This is a genomic window from Exiguobacterium sp. KRL4 (genome assembly GCF_001870785.1).
Taxonomy (GTDB): Bacteria; Bacillota; Bacilli; order Exiguobacteriales; family Exiguobacteriaceae; genus Exiguobacterium_A.
Genome location: NZ_MOLV01000005.1, coordinates 13,390 through 29,780 on the forward strand (window position 1 = coordinate 13,390; position 16,391 = coordinate 29,780).

Annotated in this window: 15 protein-coding genes and 1 riboswitch; of the genes, 10 read left to right on the forward strand and 5 right to left on the reverse strand. The window is 48.0% G+C overall.

From position 1 onward, the window contains the following. Nucleotides 1–2: 2 nt before the first annotated feature. Nucleotides 3–962 carry an alpha/beta hydrolase gene (locus tag BLD48_RS04465; protein ID WP_071499114.1) on the reverse strand — a complete coding sequence of 320 codons (960 nt, stop codon included), beginning with the start codon at nt 960–962 and terminating at the stop codon, nt 3–5. A gap of 175 nt (nt 963–1,137) precedes the next feature. Here BLD48_RS04465 and BLD48_RS04470 point away from each other — a divergent pair, with 175 nt between their 5' ends. Together BLD48_RS04470 and BLD48_RS04475 are read left to right on the forward strand one after the other, a co-directional pair. Next, on the forward strand, nt 1,138–2,103 hold the full coding sequence (locus BLD48_RS04470) for a metal ABC transporter solute-binding protein, Zn/Mn family (protein ID WP_071499115.1): 966 nt from the start codon (nt 1,138–1,140) through the stop codon (nt 2,101–2,103). A 68-nt stretch (nt 2,104–2,171) separates the two neighbouring features. Continuing rightward, nucleotides 2,172–2,275, forward strand: a riboswitch (SAM riboswitch). 81 nt (nt 2,276–2,356) lie between these two features. Further along, the gene (locus BLD48_RS04475; RefSeq protein WP_071499116.1) at nt 2,357–3,664 is read left to right on the forward strand and encodes a Na+/H+ antiporter NhaC family protein; all 1,308 of its coding nucleotides are present in this window, start codon (nt 2,357–2,359) and stop codon (nt 3,662–3,664) included. Nucleotides 3,665–3,711: 47 nt separating this feature from the next. On the opposite strand, the gene BLD48_RS04480 is transcribed toward BLD48_RS04475, so the two are convergent. Continuing rightward, nucleotides 3,712–3,912 carry a hypothetical protein gene (locus tag BLD48_RS04480; RefSeq protein ID WP_071499117.1) on the reverse strand — a complete coding sequence of 67 codons (201 nt, stop codon included), beginning with the start codon at nt 3,910–3,912 and terminating at the stop codon, nt 3,712–3,714. A 156-nt stretch (nt 3,913–4,068) separates the two neighbouring features. On the opposite strand from BLD48_RS04480, the gene BLD48_RS04485 reads away from it, so the two are divergent. Continuing rightward, complete coding sequence (locus BLD48_RS04485; RefSeq protein WP_071499118.1) at nt 4,069–4,881, forward strand: aldo/keto reductase; 813 nt, start codon at nt 4,069–4,071, stop codon at nt 4,879–4,881. 68 nt (nt 4,882–4,949) lie between these two features. Here BLD48_RS04485 and BLD48_RS04490 read toward each other — a convergent pair whose 3' ends face one another. From BLD48_RS04490 to BLD48_RS04500, 3 genes are all read right to left on the reverse strand, one after another. Beyond that, nucleotides 4,950–5,411, reverse strand: a complete 462-nt coding sequence (locus BLD48_RS04490; RefSeq protein WP_071499119.1) for a hypothetical protein — start codon at nt 5,409–5,411, stop codon at nt 4,950–4,952. 120 nt (nt 5,412–5,531) lie between these two features. Further along, complete coding sequence (locus BLD48_RS04495; RefSeq protein WP_071499120.1) at nt 5,532–6,977, reverse strand: alanine/glycine:cation symporter family protein; 1,446 nt, start codon at nt 6,975–6,977, stop codon at nt 5,532–5,534. Nucleotides 6,978–7,183: 206 nt separating this feature from the next. Continuing rightward, entirely contained in the window at nt 7,184–9,631 is a 2,448-nt protein-coding gene (locus tag BLD48_RS04500; protein WP_071499121.1) for a CoA-disulfide reductase, read from the reverse strand. Nucleotides 9,632–9,840: 209 nt separating this feature from the next. Between BLD48_RS04500 and BLD48_RS04505 the strand changes: the two genes are divergently transcribed. The 7 genes from BLD48_RS04505 (at nt 9,841) to BLD48_RS04535 (ending at nt 16,384) form a co-directional block, all read left to right on the forward strand. Then, the gene (locus BLD48_RS04505) at nt 9,841–10,368 is read left to right on the forward strand and encodes a type III secretion system chaperone family protein (RefSeq protein ID WP_071499122.1); all 528 of its coding nucleotides are present in this window, start codon (nt 9,841–9,843) and stop codon (nt 10,366–10,368) included. Nucleotides 10,369–10,519: 151 nt separating this feature from the next. After that, on the forward strand, nt 10,520–11,701 hold the full coding sequence (locus BLD48_RS04510; protein WP_071499123.1) for a hypothetical protein: 1,182 nt from the start codon (nt 10,520–10,522) through the stop codon (nt 11,699–11,701). A 25-nt stretch (nt 11,702–11,726) separates the two neighbouring features. Beyond that, the gene (locus tag BLD48_RS04515) at nt 11,727–12,647 is read left to right on the forward strand and encodes an NAD-dependent epimerase/dehydratase family protein (protein WP_026830372.1); all 921 of its coding nucleotides are present in this window, start codon (nt 11,727–11,729) and stop codon (nt 12,645–12,647) included. Beyond that, nucleotides 12,626–13,483, forward strand: a complete 858-nt coding sequence (locus BLD48_RS04520; protein WP_071499124.1) for a lysylphosphatidylglycerol synthase domain-containing protein — start codon at nt 12,626–12,628, stop codon at nt 13,481–13,483. The genes BLD48_RS04515 and BLD48_RS04520 overlap by 22 nt, the downstream gene beginning before the upstream one ends. A gap of 5 nt (nt 13,484–13,488) precedes the next feature. Then, complete coding sequence (locus tag BLD48_RS04525) at nt 13,489–14,922, forward strand: alkaline phosphatase family protein (protein ID WP_071499311.1); 1,434 nt, start codon at nt 13,489–13,491, stop codon at nt 14,920–14,922. Next, the gene (locus tag BLD48_RS04530; protein WP_071499125.1) at nt 14,919–15,650 is read left to right on the forward strand and encodes a glycosyltransferase family 2 protein; all 732 of its coding nucleotides are present in this window, start codon (nt 14,919–14,921) and stop codon (nt 15,648–15,650) included. The genes BLD48_RS04525 and BLD48_RS04530 overlap by 4 nt, the downstream gene beginning before the upstream one ends. Beyond that, a complete protein-coding gene (locus tag BLD48_RS04535) occupies nt 15,647–16,384 on the forward strand; it encodes a hypothetical protein (RefSeq protein ID WP_071499126.1) in 738 nt (245 codons plus the stop codon). The genes BLD48_RS04530 and BLD48_RS04535 overlap by 4 nt, the downstream gene beginning before the upstream one ends. The last annotated feature ends 7 nt before the right edge of the window (nt 16,385–16,391 follow it).

A 16,391-nucleotide genomic window follows, 5' to 3' on the forward strand; every position in this document is an offset into this window, starting at 1 on the left:
GTTTAGTGAAGAGTCTCACGAGGTGGCAGGACAAGGACTTGACAGCTAAATGCTTCGATCCGTTCAAGTAAACGCTCGATTTTTAGCGGATTCTCGGTTTGAGCAAAACTGGCAAGTGAATGGGTTCCGTTCGGGAAGGAAAACAGGCGGACATCTGCTCCGACATCTGCTCCTTTTTCAACGAAATACAGCGCTTGCGCAAAGGGCACGATCGGATCTTTTTTTCCGTGCAACAACATGACTGGAGGTGAATCCGCTGTCAAATGTGTTGCAGGAGAGACTCGTGTCATCAAATCACGCCACTCGTCTCGTCCCCCGCCGTAAAATTTAATGTGCGCGATCCACGTTTGGATGAACTTAAATAACAAGAAATTCGTAGGTGGATATAAGGCGATGATACCGCTGACCAACGGGAGATGCTCGGCTTTTTGTTCACCGATGAACGCATTTGGGGCAAGTGCCGTCGTCAGCATCAGTGCCGCTCCTGCCGAATCTCCCCAAAGAAGCATTCGTCCACGCGCAATCCGTAAGTCATCCGCTTCCTGATTCAAGAAACAGAGTGCATCTCGGACATCCTCTAAGTTATCCGGAAAATAACTTCCGTCCTCGAACAGCCGATAGTCGATACTGCACACAGCAATCCCCAGTTCTAAAAAACGCTCGACGATCGGTGTAAAACAAAAGATGTCATCCCGACTTCCCCGGACAAATGCGCCGCCATGTGCGTAAATCGCTACCGGAAAAGGTCCGTCGCCTGGTGGATAATACAGATCCAGTTTGAGCTCCTGTTTATCAATTGTTTTATACAAAATGGTGCGGGGAGCAAGTTGCGCTTCCGCAAGCGGAAGTGCCGGTTCCGTCCACCGTAAAAGTGCCCCATAGTTATTCCAGATGCTTGCACCGGCTGCTGCCGTCGTCAGGATTGCGGCACCGCCCATCAACCACGCTGTTTCCCGTTTCACCTCATCACCTCCCAGACATGATCCCGATTTTTAATTCTTATTAGTCTTTTACCCCATTTTTTTAGAAGTCGAACTTCTGCCTGATTACGCTTGACGCTTCGTTTTTGATTCGTTATAGTGAAAAGGTTCAAATCGGAATAATTACGTTTTAATACTTCCTGGAGGTTTTATTCATATGAAAAAGTTCATCCCTGCCTTAACTATCGCCTTAACCAGTGCAACGTTCCTAACTGCCTGCGGATCATCCGACTCCGATTCCAATCAAGGTGCTACGGACGATCGGCTGCAACTGTATACGTCAACGTTCGCAACGGCGGCAATCGCCAAAGAAATCGGTGGTTCCGACGTCAACGTCGAAATGATCGTCCCACCTGGTGCCGATCCCCACTCCTATGAGCCGACTTCTAAACAACTGACGGCAATCGCCAAAGGCGACCTGTTCCTTTTAACGGGTACCACGCTTGAGCCGTATTCGGAAAAAATCAAAGCGAGCCTTAAAGGAAATGATGTTCGCTTCATCGAGACGAGTAAAGGCATCGATCTCCTCGAAGCAAGCGCAACGCTTCATGACCACGAGGAAAAAGGACATGATGACGAACATGCGGAAGAGGAGCAGGATCATGGAAAATATGATCCACACGTCTGGCTCGATCCAAACAATGCCAAATTGATGGCAGAGTCGATCACGACCGCACTCGCAAAAGAAGTGCCGGATAAAAAAGCAACGTTCGAAAAAAATCTGGCGGCATTTAATAAACAAGCCGACACGCTCGACCAAAACTTACAGCAAGCCGTTGACGCCGGATCTAAAAAAGAACTGCTCGTCACGCACGCCGCTTATGGTTACTTGGCTGAACGGTATGGGTTCTCCCAATTACCGATCGCCGGGATTTCTCCATCGGACGAGCCTTCCCAAAAACAACTGGCGGCACTCGTCAAGGAAGCGGAGTTACATGACTTAAAGTATATTGCCTTTGAAGAGACGGTTTCACCAAAAGTCGCCCGTGTCATTCAGCAGGAAATTGGCGCTGAAGCGATTACGATTCACAACTTGGAGTCCGTCACGAAAGCACAGCAGGATGCGTCTTATTTTGACTTGATGAATGAAAATGTGGCGACACTAAAAAAAGCACTGCAGTGAAGTAGTGTTGACATGCATTAAAAGATACGTTACGGTAGAAAACGTGTTTCAGACAATTAAATGACTTCTTTTTATCGCGAGAGACGGAGGGACTGGCCCAATGATGTTTCGGCAGCGGACGATTGATTCGTACTGTGCCAAATCCAGCAAGCTACGGCTTGAGAGATAAGAAGAGCGTCTTTTTCAGTAAAGACCTCCTTCTTTCTTGCGAAGGGGTCTTTTTTTTGCAGATGCAGAAAAGGAGTGATAGACAATGAACGAGACGATTACACCAAACAAGTGGGCCCTTCTACCATTACTTGTCTTTTTGGTCCTCTTTATCGGTGCCGGGATCTTTTATGATGATTTTTACAAGTTCCCGATTTTGATTGCAGCTCTGATTGCCTTGGTGTTTGCCGCCGTAACAACAAAAGGTAGTATCAATCAAACCGTTGAACGGATTGCGACGGGTGCCGGGAATCCGGACATCATGATCATGGTCTTTATTTTCTTACTTGCCGGTGCATTTTCCGGAACGGCTGATGCGATCGGTGCCATTGAAGCAACCGTCAATGCCTCCCTGACGTTTTTACCGCCTTCCCTCTTAATGAGTGGGTTGTTCGTCATCGCCGCCTTCATCTCGATGGCGATGGGAACATCAACAGGGACAATCGCGGCACTTGCACCAATCGCACTTGGTATTCATGAAGCGACCGGTGTCAATGTCGCTGTCGCCGCGGCGGCTGTTGTCGGCGGCGCGATGTTCGGTGATAACTTGTCGTTCATTTCCGATACGACAATCGCCGCAGTCCGAACGCAGAAAACGAACATGCGTGATAAATTCCGGACGAACTTCCTGATCGTGCTGCCGGCGGCGATTCTGACCGTCATCATCTTGGCATTCGTCTCAGGTACAGGCGAAGTCGTCGAAGCGAAAGCGTTTGAGTTTTACAAACTGATTCCTTACCTGTCCGTCATCGTCCTCGCCCTGTTTGGCGTCAACGTCATCCTCGTCTTACTCGGTGGAACCTTACTGACCGGAATCATCGGCATGCTCGATGGCAGTTTTGGGTTGAGTGGATTTGTCCTGTCGATGTCAGAAGGATTGATGGGGATGGCCGAAATTTCAATCTTGACGTTATTGATGGGTGGTCTCGTCAGCTTGATCACGTTTAATGGCGGGATTGTTTACCTGAAAGAAACACTGACTCAAAAAATCACGCAACGCCGCGGAGCAGAGTTCAGTATGGCCGCACTCGTCAGTGCAACGAACCTTGCGACAGCCAACAATACGATTTCGATTCTTGTCGCCGGTCCACTCGCAGCCGAGATTGCGGATACGTATGACATCGATCGGAAAAAGTCAGCCAGTATTCTCGACATCTTCTCTTGTGGTATTCAAGGAATCATCCCGTACGGAGCCCAGTTGCTGATTGCAGCAGAATTAACGAAAACGGCTTCTCCGGAACTGATACCGTATCTATTTTATCCGTTCCTGCTTTTCGTTTGCGGGTCTCTTGCCATTGTCTTCGGTTTCCCGCGTCGTAAGACATCTGCTACGCAAAAGAAAAACGTTTCGTAAAACAAACAAGTCCGGCCGCCTGCAGCGCGACCGGACTTGTTTTTCAGTTATTTTTTCTGATCTTGACGGTTGAGAATGAAATACGCGATGGCTGGAAGTGGGAACTGAACAAGTCCTGCTCCGCCCCATACCCACGGATTGCGTCCAGTCTTACGGGCACCAAGGAATAAGAAGGTCGCTTGAGCACCTAGTAGTGCCGCAATGCCTGCCCAGACGCCTTTTGGTACGTTTTTAACGGATCGTGCCATGATTTACACCTCATTTCTTTTAAGGTTTACCCCCCTTTTTTCTCTTTCTAACCGTTCATTTCCTGCTTTGAGCGTTGAAACAGACGTTCTTGCTCGTTCATGCTAAACTAAACGAGCAAATCCATATTCTAGTTTTATTGAAGGAGGAGTATACACATGCAATACACAAAACTTTCAAATGGTATCACGATTCCACAAATCGGCTTCGGTGTCTGGCAAGTTGATGAAGAGACGGAAGCACCGGCTGCCGTCGCAGAAGCCCTTCGTGTCGGTTACCGTCATATCGATACGGCTGCCGTCTATAAAAACGAACGTGGTGTCGCTAAAGGAATCAAAGAAAGCGGCGTGAATCGTGAAGATCTCTTCTTAACGTCTAAAGTATGGAACGATGATATTCGTGCCGGACGCACAAAAGAAGCTTTCGCTGAGTCACTCGAACGACTAGAGACGGATTACCTGGATCTCTATCTCATTCACTGGCCGGTCGAAGGATATATCGAAGCATGGAAAGCCATGATCGAGCTGTACGAAGCAGGAAAAATCAAAGCGATTGGTGTTTCGAACTTCAAAGAACACCACCTCGATACACTTGCTGAAGAAGGATTGATGACACCGATGATCAATCAGGTGGAACTCCATCCGCAACTTCCGCAACATGAACTTCATGAGTACTTACAAGACCATAGCATTCAAGTTGAAGCATGGAGCCCACTCATGCAAGGGAAATTCCTTGAAATCAACGACTTTAAGGAAATTGCCGAAAAACATGGTAAGTCTCCGTCACAAGTCGTGTTACGTTGGCATTTGGATAACGGTATCGTCGCCCTTCCAAAATCCGTCACACCAGAACGGATTGCAGAAAACTTCGATGTGTTTGATTTCCAACTGGATGCAGATGATTTAGAGAAGATTGATCGTCTCGCAACGGATGTCCGTCTTGGACCAGATCCAGATGAAATCGACTTCTAAGCATCACAATCAAAAACACACGGATCCGGCTATCGTCGGGTCCGTGTTTTCGTTGTCATGGATCTATTTCAGACATAATAGATTAAAATCGTTTCTTCTGCTTCTTCTGCTTTGCGGAAATAGGCACGCAAGTCACCAAACTGTTCCCATACTTCGTCAAATTCTCCCGATCGCCCCGCTTCTTGATAAATCACTTCCAGTGCCTGCCGATCAAAATTACGCATGACTTCGGTCGAGATGATGAGTAAAGGTAAGGGAAGGATACCAACGATCGCCGCATGATCTTCGTTGACGATCAATTCTTCTCCAACAATCGCCCGTCCAAGATTATAATGTGTTTCTTGATCGATGAAAATATCAATTTGACTCATCACATGATACAGCGGTTCCGTCTCTTCCAGCGCAAACAACTGCTCCTGATCCGGTTGTGTTTCATGAATGAATAAAATCCAGTCCATGATGATATGCGGATCGTTTCCAAATGAATCCCAGACCGCGTCAACAACCCGGACATAATGTACGTTTTCCATCCTTCCCCTCCTTTCGATCGTTATCTTTTTTAAGTATTCCCATTTTCGGACTTCTTTAATGATGATTCCAGAAATCTCCCCTGCAAAAAAAGAGGACCAGATTGCTCTGATCCTCCTCTATTAAATTGCTTTTTCTTTTGAATCATCGTCCTGCCACGCTTCGAGCGTTTCTTTCCCCGGCAGATTCGGAATCGAATCTGTATAGAAACGAGGATCCTGCCCGTTTTTTCGTTGCACCAAATAATCATCCAGCGCCAACTTCGCAATTTTAGATAACCGGAAAATCGCATACAAGTTGACAATCGCCATCAGACCCATAAAGATGTCGGCCAGTGCCCAGACAAGACCTGCCGTTTGAACGAGCGAGCCGAACACAACCATTCCTAGAACCATCACACGGTAGATCGTCATCAATTTTTTATTGTCATTGATGAAGCTGATGTTTGATTCGCCATAATAATAGTTCCCGACAATCGAACTGAAGGCAAACAAGAAAATGGCAAGCGCCATGAATCCTGTCGCGAACGAGCCGACTTGAGAAGACAACGCACCTTGTGCCAATTCGATTCCAGCAACAGGTTCCCCGCTCGCATCTTTTGTCGCAACGCCGCTGACCAGAACGATCATTGCAGTCGCTGAACACACCAGTAACGTATCGACGAAAACAGAAAACGATTGAATCAATCCTTGTTTGACCGGGTGTGAGACTTCTGCCGTCGCAGCCGCGTTTGGCGCTGATCCCATCCCCGCTTCATTGGAGAAGAGACCACGACGGATACCGTTTAGGACAGCTGCCCCAATCGCTCCACCCGCAAGCGTTTTGAATTCAAGTAATCCTTCTTGGAAAATCAAACCAAACACACTTGGCAGTACCTCTAAGTTCGTTACCATGATATAGAGGGCGATCAAAATATACCCTCCCGCCATGATCGGCACAAGGAAAGCCGAAACCGTTGCGATACTCCGTACACCGCCGAAGATGACAAGGGCCGTCAATACAACAAGTCCCACTGTGATCCATGTCTTATCGATCCCATACTGACTTTGGAGTGATAACGAAATCGTATTCGATTGAACCGAGTTGAAGACGAATCCAAAGGAAATCGTAATCAAGATACTGAAGACGATCCCTAACCAACGTTGTCCCAGTGCTTTTTCCATGTAATACGCTGGACCACCACGCCATGCTTTTTCATCACGTACTTTATAGATTTGAGCCAGTGTACTCTCTACGAACGCTGATGCCGAACCAATTAAAGCAATCAACCACATCCAGAAGACAGCACCCGGGCCACCCAGGGCAATCGCTGTCGCGACACCAGCGATATTTCCCGTTCCGACACGTGCTGCCGTACTGATCGCGAATGCCTGGAAAGGTGAAACCCCATCTTTTCCTTTATCCGTTCCTTCGAATAGAAGCCGGAACATTTCCGGAATCATCCGAAATTGGACGAAGCCCATGCGAATCGTAAAATAAATGCCTAAACCGACTAACAGAATGATTAAGACGCTTGACCACAATAAGTCGTTGATACTGCCGACTAAATCTACTAGTTGTTTCTCCACAGGTGATCCCCCTTATTTATAAGTTGTTTCATGTAACATTTTTTCACATGTCTTCTATGATACGAAAATAATTTCAGAAAATCAAATGCGTTTTATCTGTCAGTCTGTAGTTTTCTTGAATAAGTTATGTAAAACCTCACATCCAATGTAAGGTTTTACATAAAAAACAAGCCCCAGTCTACTGAGGCTTGTCGTGTCATTCATACTTAGATGAACAGATTCAGGTTTGCGTCGTCCGTCGCACCTAGATAACTCGCGACACCTCCATAATCGATGCCATCGAGTAACTCTTCTTTTTTGATTCCCATGATATCCATTGACATCGTGCAGGCAATCATTCGAACTCCTGCAGCCTGCGCTTTCGCCATCATCGTCTCGAGCGCATCGACTTGTTTGTCTTTCATGACTTTTTTCATCATTTTTTGACCAGCCCCGCCCATGTTCATGTTCGAAAGCGGAAGATCCCCGGCGTGTTTCGGCATCATCATGCCCATCATCCGTTCCATTGGTGCCTTATCAACGGTCGGTGCATCTGGTTTTCGAATGACATTGAGTCCCCAGAACGTAAAGAACATCGTCACTTGTTTCCCCATCGCTTGGGCACCTTGCGCGATGACGAACGAAGCGAGTGCCTTATCGAGTTCACCGCTAAAGACGACCATCGTCGCATCATCTGCTTTCGTGACGGTCGATTGGACAGGTTGCATCGTCGTATTCCCTTTTTCGAGCAAGACTTCGACGATTCCTTGATTCATTTCCGCCGTATGGACGGTATGACCTAGTTTATGTGCCCATGCTTGAACATCCGGTAAGAAACCAGGATCAGATGCTTTGACGAAAACTTGATCGCCGTCTTGCAGTTGATCAATCTTCGTTTTCAGCTCCAGAATCGGTCCCGGGCACTGTAAACCACATGTATCAAGTAACGTGATCTGCTCTTTTGTTTTTAATTTCGGCTCACTTTTCGTGATCGTCACTGCTGTTTCCTCCCGTACGTGGCTTCTCGCTTCACGGTCACGGTTGACCGTTGCCCACGTCTTGTAGCCGCCACTTAGATTCTTGACATCAAATCCGTGTTGTTTGAGTAACTGACTCGCCACATATCCACGGAGTCCGACTTGGCAGGTCACGTAAATCGGTTGATCTTTCGGCAGTTCATCGAGCGACTGACGCAACGTCGGCAAGGAAATATTGACAGAGCCCGGAATCGAACCGAGTTCATTTTCGGAAGGTTCCCGGACATCCAACAACAATCCGCCGTCCGCGACAATTTGGTCAATCTCATGCCAATGGACGTTTTCGCTGTCTCCAAGCACGATGTTCGAGGCAATGTATCCTGCCATATTGACCGGATCCTTTGCTGAACTATACGGAGGGGCATACGATAATTCAAGATCTGGCAGATCAAGAACCGTCAGCCCGCCTTTAATTGCCGTCGCTAAGACGTCAATTCGTTTTTCGACACCCGTCATCCCGATGGCTTGTGCACCAAAAATCGTTCCGTCGACCGGATCAAATAACAACTTCATCGAAATCGGACTCGCACCAGGATAATAACCAGCGTGGGAACCCGGATGCAGATGAACTGCTTCGTAGCGGCGTCCGGACTGACGAAGGCGTTTTTCATTGACGCCGGTTGAAGCGACCGTCAAATCAAAGACTTTTGCGACAGCCGTGCCGAGTGTCCCTGTGTACCGGACATCCCGACCCGTGATGATATCGGCGACGAGACGCCCTTGACGGTTCGCCGGCCAAGCAAGCGGAACGTGGACCGGTTCACCCGTAATATAGTCTTTGACTTCAATCGCGTCACCGATCGCAAAGATGGAAGGGTCTGAAGTCCGGAGTGTCTCGTCGACTTGGATCGTTTGTTTGATTCCGAGCTCAAGTCCGGCATCTGAAGCCAAGTTACTTTCTGGCATGACGCCGATCGACAGGATGTTCATCTCCGTCTGAATGATTTTCCCACTCGTCAGGACGACCTGTGTACCGGCTTGCTCAAACCGTTCCACACCATCCTCTAAAATCAGATCAACCCCTTTGGCACGTAGATGTTCATGCACAATCGCAGCCATCTCCGGATCGACGGGTGCCATGACTTGATCCGCCATCTCAATCAATGTCACACGTGCGCCGCGCTCGACTAAGTTCTCCGCCATCTCAAGACCAATGAAACCTCCACCGATGACCGTCGCATGGGATGGACGGGTTTCGTCGACGTATTGACGCATCTTGTCAGTGTCCGGGATATTCCGTAACGTAAAGACGTTCGTCGCTTCCGCCAACCCCGGGATGCCCGGCCGGATTGGTTTTGCTCCTGGTGACAGGATTAGATGATCGTATGTTTCTTCATATTCTTCTCCGGTATCGACTTTACGAATAATTATGGTTTTTTGTTCACGATTGATTCGAATCGCTTCAGACAGGTTTCGGACATCCAGATTGAATCGTGCGTTCATGCCTTCAGGAGTTTGAACCAATAATTTATTTCGGTCTTTAATGACGTCACCGATATAATACGGTAGACCACAATTCGCAAAAGAAATTTCCTTACCCCGCTCTAATAGAATGATTTCTGCCGTTTCATCCAATCGACGTAATCGTGCTGCTGCAGTTGCCCCACCTGCCACTCCACCTACAATGATTGTTTTCATCTTGTCTTCCTCCTTGAGTAGAATCCATTATTGTCTATGTGTACCAATATACCCATTCAGGTATACCTTTTCAAGTTATCTGTTCGTTCATTCACAAAGATGTCTTGTTTTAAAATGAAAATGTTCCTTTGAGGATAACGGACATTAGTTGCAATTCCATCTGAAATGCTTGAAACTGAGATTACAGTATCTATAAGGGGGATTTTTAAATGGACCAGGATCGTAACTCAAAAGACACGAACGATAACAAAGTCACACCGATTCACCAAAACAGTCAGCCAGAAACAAATGAGAACGGCGTCACAGCTGTTCAGCAACAGTATCTGGAAGAGTTCCAAGCTTTCTTAGTCGAAAAAGGCATCCCGATGGAAGCACGTGAGAACGAAACACACGTCTTCTTCATGACACAAGAAAAAACGCCATCTGGTGCTGAACCGATGATGATGATCGTCTTCAGCAAAACAGCAACGGATGTCGAATTGTTCGCTCGGACGATTACACATGTACCAGACGGTGTCGAAGATTTACCTATCTTAAATGCTATCAACGACTTTAACCAAGAGTTCAAATACTTCCGTGTCGTTCTCGACAGCGACCGTGATGTGACGATTGCTTCGACGATCGACTTGGATCATGGCTTTAATCCGGCAGCCATCTTTGGTCACTCGGTCATGATGTTCCAAGCTTCTGACGAAGTATTTGCGTATCTCACGAAATTGTATGACCAAGTTCAGTAAAACATCACCTTAAAATGGCTTCCGAGGCTTCTCGGGAGCCATTTTTTTCATTTTAAAGTTCAATTGACAATGAGAATTATTCTCGTTATAGTTAGATTTGTGAAAACGACATCATTTTATCAACTAATTATATATTCTGGGGGAAACGATTATGAAAAAACGAATTAAGGTAGCATCACTCTTCATTACGGCAGGATTACTTGCTGCTTGTGGCAACAGCGAAGAAACGACGACGGCTCCGAAAAAAGAGAAAACGGAGCAAACATCTGAAACAAAAACAGATGCGGGTATCGCAGCTACAACCTTAAAAGATGAACTGACAATCTTCAGTTCTATCAAGGCGGAGCTCGACAAAGCAAAAGAAGGTCAAGCCATCGACTGGAAAATGGTTACGACGAGTTATGACTCAAAATTAAAAGGCGGCGTCTCGACCGCTGCTCCTGAAATCGAAGAAGTCATCAGTTCCGCATTGGCGGGTGTCGAATCAAAAGAACTGGATGAGAACGTTGCCCGTCAACTTGTCGACAAAGGCATTCAGTCTTACTTCTATAAACTCCAAAAATCAACACAAGCGACAGCAGAAGAAGCCGTTGCGGCCGGCAAAACGGACGAAGCGACAGCTGCACTGAACGATATTAAAGACATGTCAGAAACGGTCTTCATCCCGACTGCCGAAAAACGGGATGCAAGTTACGGCTTTAAAAACGAAGACTCCATCGCTCAAGCCATCAATTCTGGGTTGACGGCACAGGAAGAAGCGATCACGGCGAAAAAGCCTGCCGATTTCAACGTGGCTAAACAGCTGACGGATAAATCAATCTACCGGTCGTTCTACCTTGCATCTCTCGGTTATGCGCAAAAAGTAGAAGAAGGCGTTAAAGCAGGTACAGATGAAAAAGAATTACAGATGGAGCAAGCCGAAGGATATGGTTTCTTGCTTGCTATTGAGGAATCACTGGCTGGTGGAGATGAAGAAGCAGTCACTAAACTAAAAGATCTTTATGATTTCTCAAAAACAAAACCTGAAGGTATTAAGTACAAAGAAGTGGAGAGCTTATTTGCCAAAGCATTAACTGCAAAAATTGACGGATACCACGAAGAAACACAAGAAGCACTTGAGAAAAAAGATGTTGATACGGCACGGGTCGAAGCGATGGAAGCAAACATGTTCGTCATTGCGATGAAACCGACACTTGAGAGTCGTCTCGGAAAAGAACAAGCCAGCACAGTGCTGTCTGACGCCAATGACTGGTATGCAATGGTTGAAAAAGGCGACGTGAAAGCTGAAGAGACAGGCAAGAAAGTCATTGACGCTTTAGAGCCGCTTAACTAAACGACTGGAAATGGAGGGGCGCGACATGCAAATTGGAATCACAGGTGGCGCAGGTTTCATTGGAGCGGCCCTCGCGCTTCGCCTTCAAGCGAGTGGTCATACCGTTAGTGTCATCGATGCTTTCACAGATTATTATGACGTTAAACTGAAACTGGAACGGGCTCATCTTTTGCAACAGCACGGGATTGAGGTCATTGAAGGGAACGTGCATGAGGATATGGCGACTTGGTGCGCCTCCCGTTCCTTTGCCGCCCTGTTTCATCTCGCCGCCTTGCCCGGTGTACCCGGCTCGTTGGCGGAACCGCACCGGTACATCGAGGATGATATCGCGATGACAGTGACCGTTCTTGAAGCAGCGCGCACACATTCCATTCCGCATCTGTTTTTTGCTTCTTCATCCTCCGTCTACGGTGAACAGACGGGTGCACTTGTTGAACATCAAGCAACCGGACAAGTGATGAGTCCCTACGCGGCAGCGAAATACAGTGCTGAGACATTTTGTCAGGCCTATCAGAATCTATACGGTCTACAAATCGGTATCTTCCGCTTCTTCACTGTCTATGGTCCGTATGGCCGACCGGATATGGCGCTGTATCGGTTCATCGAACACGCCTTACACGGTCAACCGTTGACGGTTTTCGGTAAACCGGTTCGAGACTTCACTTATATTGACGACATCACACGGGGAATGGAACAAGCGCTGGAAGCACAGGCAACCGGTATTTTCAATCTAGGTGCCAACCGTCCGGAGTCAGTTCAAGACGTTGCAGCAATGCTCGGTAAACGGTTTGACGTGCCGGTAGCATTTGCTCCCGCACGGGCGGGAGATGTCTCAATGACATGGAGTAACACCGATGCGGCAAGGCAGACGTTCGGTTATGTTCCATCCGTCACGCTCGCTGATGGAATTGAACGGATGATCACATGGCATCTCGATCGCCTGTGATACGTGGGGCTGCGGGCGTCTTTCTGACGTTTGCAGCTCTTTTTTTACTCGTTCGTTTTGGACTGGAACTGCCTGTTGTTTACGACGATCTCCAAACCCTGTTGACATCTTCCTGGACAGTTGCCGCTACCGTCACCTATGCTTTCGCCTTTTATTTACGGGCGCTTGCTTGGCGAAACGCCGATGAAAAAACAGGTCCCACTGCGGTCTATCTGACGAGTCTCTATCTGGGACTCGCCATCAATCACCTCTCCCCCGTCAAACTCGGGGAAGCAGTGCGTTTGCTGACCGCACGCGCCATCGGTAGTCCGATGAAACGGACAACGGCGATTTTTGTCGCCCAACGCGGCATCGACCTATCCGTACTCGGTCTTTTCGTCGCTACCGGGTTATTATTAGGACAGACGGTATGGGTGGCCGGGGTCGCCTGTATCCTCGGTTTACTCGCACTACTGCTCGTCCGTCGATTCATCAAAACGATTTATCCGTTGATCGGCTATGGTGCACTTGCTTGGATGTGTGAAGCCGGCGCTGTTTTTTGCCTCTTTCAAGGTGCTGACGTCACCGTCGCTTTTCCGATTGTTCTAATCGCAATGAGTGCGGGCGTCTTATCCGGGATTGCCCAGTTTACCCCGGGTGGACTCGGGACGTATGAGCTTGCGATGGGGACCGTCTTGCAGTTGGCGGATGTTCCACATCCATACGAACTTGCCTTGATGACACACGTCTTTAAATACGCTTTTGCCTTTTTGGCCCCTCTTTATGTAGGTGCCCGACACTTCAAAATCGTGAAACAACTCTTCACCCAGTTTAAGGAGCACGATCAGAAAGGATGACATTGATGAAAAGTGCTTCCCGTTTTGAAAAGATTGCTGCACGCATGTGGAACTTGCTGAATGAAGGAAAACCGTTCACTCCTATTTTTACGATCGGTGTTTTCCTCAGCTACACCTTGTTGTTCCAACAAACCTTAAGTGGTGTTGGCTTCGGCTTTTTGCTGACACTTCCGTTATTGATCTTATATTGGAAGTTTGATTTCCCGCTTTTTCTACGGAATTACCTGTGGCTTCCGTTGATCGTCTGGTTTTTTATCGAAGGAACCGACTCTCGACTAATTCCCTTGTTCGCGTATGGAGCCGGTCTCTATTTCTTCTTTACGGTCTTTTTCTGGGGAACGATTTATTACCATCTTCGGATTGGAACCAACTGGCTCAACTTTACACGTTTTTGGAAATTGGTCCTTAAAAATAGTGACTCGACGAGTGGGAATGCCCAGGAACAACTGCCGAAAGTCGGACTGTTACTCGCTTATTGGCAAACCGCCTCAATCGAACAGACACTCGACTGGTCTTATCTTTGGTTCCCACTTGGGCTGTTCCTATTCGCCTGGATCCTGCATCACTACCTATTCGATTGGAAACCGAAACTACCGACCGAAACGACCGTCGATGCACCGATTCCTACATCTAATAAAGTCTATGTCCTGATTGTCGACGGGATGCGGAAAGATCGCTACATGGCGGCAGACACGCCGTTCCTCGAACGTCTCCGCCAGGAAGGCACGGAGTATACGAACATGGAAACGGTTTATCCGGCTCGAACGGTCGTCTGTTTCAGTTCAATGTTCACCGGAGCCCGTCCGGAAGAACACGGTATCCATTCGAACATGGTCTGGAATACGACGGGGGTCAAAACCGATACGGTCTTTGACCGGTTGCGTGACGTCGGGAAAACCGGTAAGATTCTTGGAATCGCCCATCTTGTCGATGCCTTCGGTGCTAGAGACGTTCATACCGTGACAGCCGTCATGCATAATGATGTCGCAGACCGTAACATCATCGATCGCGCCAAACAAATCGTCCATCAAGAAGATCCGGACTTACTCGCGATTCAACTGATTGGAACCGATCAGACCGGCCACAGCCGTGGCACCCTCTATTCCGAATACGTCCAGAAAATCGAAGAGGCTGATGCTTTGCTGGCTGAATTTTGTGAAGAACTGGACCGGCTTGGTAAGCTCGACGATGCAACACTGATCGTCATGGCGGATCACGGACAAGCCGATGGGATCGGCGGTCATGGTCATCTCGATGAAGGAGAACGGTTTGTTCCGTTTTGGATGTACGGCAAACACGTCCATGCCGGTCTGAAAGTCGATACACACCGGCATATCCTGTCGCTCGGACCAACGATTACGAAGTTGCTTGGTGCCGATATCCCGCGCGACAGCCGGGGTGTCTTACTGACGGAAGCCTTTAAGGAGGAATCCTCATGAAAAAAATCGTCGTCTTTCTTCCGGCCCATAACGAAGAAGTCTCCTTGCCACTTGTCTTAAAACGCATTCCGGCTGAAATCGACGGACTACCCGTCGAGACGATTGTCATCGACGACGGATCCATTGATGCGACGTCAGAGATTGCCCGTCAACACGGAGCAATCGTCTACCGCTTTGAGAACAACCGTGGTTTAGGTGCCGCTGTCCGCGAAGGACTGCTCCGGTCTTACGAACACGGTGCGACCGTCGCCGTCATGATTGACGCCGATAACGAATATCCGGCGGATCAGATTCCCGACGTCGTCCGACCGATTCTTCTGGACGAGGCCGACTATGTATTTGGTTCCCGTTTTCTCGGAACCGTCGACGGGATGCGCTTGTATCGGTACATTGGTAATCACGTCTTTACCTGGTTACAGTGTGTCTTATTAAAACGTCGGATTCACGATGGACAAAGCGGGATGCGTGCCTTTTCCCGCGCGGCGTGTAAACATGCGGAAATCATCCACGACTATAACTATGCCCAAGTCCTGACACTCAATCTCGTTCGAAAAGGGTTCCGGCTGCATGAAGTCCCGATTCGTTACCGCGTCCGAGAAGCCGGAAAATCGTTTATCCGCTTTAACTATATCCAGCGCGTCCTGCCTGCGATTTACCAGGAATGGCGTCGCCCGATCGTCCCGTTGTCGTCTGAAGAACGTTTTGAACGAAAGGAGCATCTCGGATGAGGAAACCGCTTTTCATCACCGTCATCGCCTTCTTGTTCCTGCTCACTACACCGTTGCCGGCATTCGCCTACAGCTACGGGGATCCAGGAAAGGAAGCGTTTGCGGAAGCTTATAAACAGTTTGAGGAACAGCTTGACCAAAAGAATTACACGTTAGCCAAAGAAACCATCGATGCCTACGATAAGGAGTTCACGCTCTATTTTCCGGAAGCAAAAGAAAAAATCGACGCATCGTTAGAAAAAGAAGATGCCGATGCCGCCAAGCAAGCCTACCGGGTCGCTTTACGTCAAAACATCGAACGGCGTCTGCATTTTGCGCAGGAACAATTCGATGACTTTGGACAGGCGAAGTTGTTGCTTGCCAAAGCACGCGGCACATACGATGTGCTCGCTCCTTACGTTAAAGAAAGTGAGGGTGCAAAGACAAGTGATTCATTGTATACTGCTTTTGATGATTCACTTGCAGCTCTTGGAAACCCCGGTTTGTTTGGGGTAGGGAAAAAAGCCAGTGATCGAGAAACATTTGATCAAAACATTAAACAGATTGAAGATACGGTCACCCCACTGTTCGTTTTACCGGGGGAGGAAAAGACCGGTGTCTTCGATGAAGAGGACTCGATTTTCGGTCAATCCTTTGGGACGGATGACATTTGGAAAACGGTCGCCATCAGCCTTGTCATCATCTTAATCGTCATCGTCATCATCGGTCAGCGTAAGAAACGACGCGCTCAATAAGGAGGAA

Excerpts from the sequence above, each read along its gene's own strand:
- BLD48_RS04500 (WP_071499121.1), bottom strand. The coding sequence starts at position 9,631 with ATGAAAACAATCATTGTAGGTGGAGTGGCAGGTGGGGCAACTGCAGCA.
- BLD48_RS04485 (WP_071499118.1), top strand. The coding sequence starts at position 4,069 with ATGCAATACACAAAACTTTCAAATGGTATCACGATTCCACAAATCGGC.
- BLD48_RS04475 (WP_071499116.1), top strand. The coding sequence starts at position 2,357 with ATGAACGAGACGATTACACCAAACAAGTGGGCCCTTCTACCATTACTT.
- BLD48_RS04520 (WP_071499124.1), top strand. The coding sequence starts at position 12,626 with ATGGCATCTCGATCGCCTGTGATACGTGGGGCTGCGGGCGTCTTTCTG.
- BLD48_RS04510 (WP_071499123.1), top strand. The coding sequence starts at position 10,520 with ATGAAAAAACGAATTAAGGTAGCATCACTCTTCATTACGGCAGGATTA.
- BLD48_RS04480 (WP_071499117.1), bottom strand. The coding sequence starts at position 3,912 with ATGGCACGATCCGTTAAAAACGTACCAAAAGGCGTCTGGGCAGGCATT.
- BLD48_RS04530 (WP_071499125.1), top strand. The coding sequence starts at position 14,919 with ATGAAAAAAATCGTCGTCTTTCTTCCGGCCCATAACGAAGAAGTCTCC.
- BLD48_RS04470 (WP_071499115.1), top strand. The coding sequence starts at position 1,138 with ATGAAAAAGTTCATCCCTGCCTTAACTATCGCCTTAACCAGTGCAACG.
- BLD48_RS04490 (WP_071499119.1), bottom strand. The coding sequence starts at position 5,411 with ATGGAAAACGTACATTATGTCCGGGTTGTTGACGCGGTCTGGGATTCA.
- BLD48_RS04525 (WP_071499311.1), top strand. The coding sequence starts at position 13,489 with ATGAAAAGTGCTTCCCGTTTTGAAAAGATTGCTGCACGCATGTGGAAC.
- BLD48_RS04515 (WP_026830372.1), top strand. The coding sequence starts at position 11,727 with ATGCAAATTGGAATCACAGGTGGCGCAGGTTTCATTGGAGCGGCCCTC.
- BLD48_RS04535 (WP_071499126.1), top strand. The coding sequence starts at position 15,647 with ATGAGGAAACCGCTTTTCATCACCGTCATCGCCTTCTTGTTCCTGCTC.
- BLD48_RS04505 (WP_071499122.1), top strand. The coding sequence starts at position 9,841 with ATGGACCAGGATCGTAACTCAAAAGACACGAACGATAACAAAGTCACA.